At 59.5% G+C, this 336-nt stretch carries 1 protein-coding gene; it reads right to left on the bottom strand.

The genetic code is table 11. The features are described 5' to 3' along the window. The coding region (locus tag KDH83_RS32120; RefSeq protein WP_212323260.1) for a PDDEXK nuclease domain-containing protein at nt 1-336 on the bottom strand (336 nt) is incomplete at both ends.

Raw genomic sequence — 336 nt, 5'->3', positions numbered from 1 at the left:
CAGGGATTCCACCAGTTTGTATTCGGCAATGCCCATCGGCTGCGACTTGTCACCCAGGGCGTATTCGGCCACCACCTTGTTCTTGCTCTTGCACAGCAGCAGGCCAATGCTCGGGTTGTCCTGCGCGTGCTTCACCTGCCGATCCACCGCCGTCAGGTAAAAGCCCAGTTGCCCCAGGTGCTCGGGCTTGAACTTGCCCGCCTTCAGTTCGATCACCACGTAGCAGCGCAGCTTGAGGTGATAGAACAACAGGTCGATGAAGAACTCTTCGCCGCCCACGTCCAGCAACACCTGTCGGCCAACGAAGGCGAAGCCCGCACCCAGTTCCAGCAGGAA

This window comes from Achromobacter sp. Marseille-Q0513 (genome assembly GCF_018195695.1).
Lineage (GTDB): Bacteria > Pseudomonadota > Gammaproteobacteria > Burkholderiales > Burkholderiaceae_B > Achromobacter.
This window is presented reverse-complemented; position numbering and strand designations above follow the sequence as displayed.